Annotated in this window: 4 protein-coding genes; all 4 read left to right on the top strand. The window is 64.6% G+C overall.

Features of this window, described 5'->3' with window-relative positions; genetic code table 11:
* On the top strand, positions 1-460 hold a 460-nt coding region (locus tag IRZ12_RS16975; protein ID WP_296471091.1), incomplete at its 5' end, for a hypothetical protein.
* Positions 457-1,059 carry an RNA polymerase sigma factor RpoE gene (gene rpoE / locus IRZ12_RS16980; RefSeq protein ID WP_296471094.1) on the top strand — a complete coding sequence of 201 codons (603 nt, stop codon included), beginning with the start codon at positions 457-459 and terminating at the stop codon, positions 1,057-1,059. The genes IRZ12_RS16975 and rpoE, both read left to right, overlap by 4 nt.
* A 155-nt stretch (positions 1,060-1,214) precedes the next feature.
* Entirely contained in the window at positions 1,215-1,793 is a 579-nt protein-coding gene (locus IRZ12_RS16985; RefSeq protein ID WP_296471100.1) for a sigma-E factor negative regulatory protein, read from the top strand.
* Between the two features lie 11 nt (positions 1,794-1,804).
* Complete coding sequence (locus IRZ12_RS16990) at positions 1,805-2,824, top strand: MucB/RseB C-terminal domain-containing protein (RefSeq protein WP_296471097.1); 1,020 nt, start codon at positions 1,805-1,807, stop codon at positions 2,822-2,824.
* Positions 2,825-2,959 lie beyond the last annotated feature (135 nt).

Genomic DNA, 2,959 nt, shown 5'->3' on the forward strand with positions numbered 1-2,959 from the left:
ACGCTGCATAGCGGGGTCTGCGGGGCTGGCCGCGGCCTTGGCCGCGTATTTCGCGCTGGCCGGAGGGGGCCTCGCCTCGATGGCGGCGGCCGCCATCGGGCTGCTTGCGTTCCTGGTCTTTGATGCACTGCAACGCCGGTCTTTGGCACCCGGTTACCGCGCGGTAGCCGTAGATGCTGGCGGGAATTGGATGTTGGCCGATGCCGAGGGCTGGCGGCGTTTCCGTTTGCAGCGGATCTGGCGCTCGCCCTTGGGGTGGCTGACATTGGAAGGAAGCCTGGCCCCCGCACCGGGGCGCGCCGGCATGCCGCGCACTGCCCGCCTCACGATCTGGCCTGACAGCCTCTCCGCAGGCGAGTGGCGTGCCGTGCGCATTGCCGCCGCCTGGACCGAGCAGCGGGAAGACGGGCTGCTGGTGAGGCCGCAGGCCCGCGATCCACGCCTGGGGTACCCAGCATGACGAGCGAGCGCGACGTCGATGCCGAGCTGGTCTCCCGGGTGCAGCGGGGCGACAAGAAAGCTTTCGAACTGTTGATGCTGAAGTATCAACGGAAGATCTTGCGCTTGCTTTCCCGGTTCATTCGCGACCCGGCCGAGGTCGAAGACGTCGCCCAGGAAGCCTTCATCAAGGCATACCGCGCGCTGCCCCAGTTTCGCGGCGACAGCGCTTTCTATACCTGGCTGTACCGCATCGCCATCAACACGGCGAAGAATCATTTGTCGGCTTCGGGGCGGCGCCCCAGCTCACCGTCTGAATACGAGAACGAAGACGGTGAAACTTTCGACGAAACCGATAACCTAAGCGATATCAACACGCCAGAATCCATGATGGCGACGCGCGAAATTGCCGAAACGGTCAATTTGGCAATCGAGGCGCTGCCTGAAGAGCTGCGGACGGCTATCGTGTTGCGTGAAATCGAAGGAATGAGCTATGAGGACATCGCGCAGTCGATGGGATGCCCCATAGGTACCGTACGCTCCCGTATATTCCGGGCGCGTGAGGCGATAGCGGCCCGGCTCAGGCCCCTGTTGGGCACCCAGGAAGACAAGCGGTGGTAGCCCCAAGAGGTGCTGGTCGGCAGGAAGTTTAGGCAAAATGGCAAGTTACCGGGCTATCGGCAGCCCCGGAGGTTATGGAAATGCAGGTGACATCTCATCGGAGTGAGTCCGTCGGCTCAGTCTCGGCGACGGCCGCGCCGGGTGTCCAGGACGGACTGCAGCAGGCCCAAGTGGAAGAGTGGCTGTCTGCATACATGGACGGTGAGCTCGACGTTTCCGACTCTGCCGCCTTCGCGGCCGGCTCCGCCCGCCTGTCGGAGCATTTGGCGAGTGCGAAAGGCCAGTCCGATTGGGACCTCTACCATCTCATCGGCGACGTGGTGCGCACCCCGGACCTCGCGTTGCCCGTTTCGGCGCAATTCCATCGCCGTTTGGCCGAAGCACTCGAGCGGGAGCCCGCCATCGTTGCCGCGCCCAAGCGGACCTCCCGCCGGTTCATGGTCCGCTATGGCTTTCCGGGGCTGGCGGCGGCTGCGGCCGTCGCCTCGGTCACCTGGATCGCCCAGCCCTATTTCGGCGGGCAGGGCGTTCCGGTCGAATTTTCCGCCAGCACGCAGCCGGTGGCTGCGCCTGCGGTGGTTCCGGTAGCGGCGCAAGCGCGTCCGCGCAGCGTCGATCCCCAGGTGGACGTCGTGCTGGGCGAGTATCTCGACGCCCATAGGCAAATCGCCGGTCGCGGCGCCATTCGCCAGGTTTCTGCCACCACGGTCGATTCTACCGTAGGACAACGTTGAAGGAAGGTCGCGTGTCGGAGGTCAGTCGTTCGGTCGTTGGGACGCCCATTCGTTTCCTGATGTTCGCCGCGATGTGCTTGCTCCCCGTTGCGGCGCAAGCGCAGGTCGCGCCCCCTGCGGTGCTGGTCGACGATATCGAGTTGTTGCAACGCATCCAAACGTCGGCGCGCGAGCTCGACTATGCGGGGGTGTTCGCGTACCAGCAGGGCTCCTCCATGCAGTCGTCGCGCATCACGCATGTCTTCGATGGCAAGAACGAGCGCGAGCGGCTGGAGCTGCTTGATGGCCAGCCGCTGGAATTCCTCCGCCAAGACGACGAAATCCAATGCCTGTTGCCTGAAAAGCGGGCCGTCCTGATCGAAACCCGCACCGCCCGTGATCGCTTTCCCGGCCTGATGATAGGCAGTGCGCGGCAGTTGACCGCCCATTACCAAGTGAGCGTCGACCCAGAGCCCCAGCGGGTGGCCGACCGCGATTGCCAGGTTATTACGCTGCGCCCCCGGGACAACGACCGCTACGGGTATCGCCTGTGCACGGACGTCGATTCGGGGCTGCTGCTGCGCGCCCAGACGCTGTCCCCCGAAGACGAGGTCGTCGAGCAGGTCGCTTTCCTCGCGTTGCAGATTGGCGCGGAGGTCGATCGCAAGCAGCTCAAGCCGCGTTGGAAGACGGACGGTTGGCGGGTGGTGCGCACGCACCTGAACCCGGTCAAATTGTCAGAGCTGGGCTGGAAGGTGGGAGAGCCAGCCGGTTTTCTCAAAATGCTGGAGGTCCAGCGTTCAATGGGCGGCAAGCCCGACGTCAAGCAGGTCATGCTGTCGGACGGCCTGGCGGCGGTATCCGTTTTCATCGAGCCGTACAGTGAAGGGCACCCGCGCCAGGCCGGCCCGGGCGCGCGCGGCGCCATCCACGTCGTCGGGCGCAGATTGGGCGACTACTGGATTACTGTACTCGGCGAGGCCCCCCTGGGTACCATTCAACAAATCGCCGATTCCGTCAGCTATACGCCGGCGCCTGCGCGCAAGCCCTGATGCGGCCGGCATCGTTTTCTTAACCCGGAGCTTACATGTCAGCAGTTTTTTCCTTGGCTGCCCGCCAGCCGTACGACATGAATTCCAGAACGCCCGCAGCCCCTGAAGCCACCTCCCGGCGCGGGTGGGGTTGGG

This window comes from Pigmentiphaga sp. (assembly GCF_019689535.1).
Classification (GTDB): domain Bacteria; phylum Pseudomonadota; class Gammaproteobacteria; order Burkholderiales; family Burkholderiaceae_B; genus Pigmentiphaga.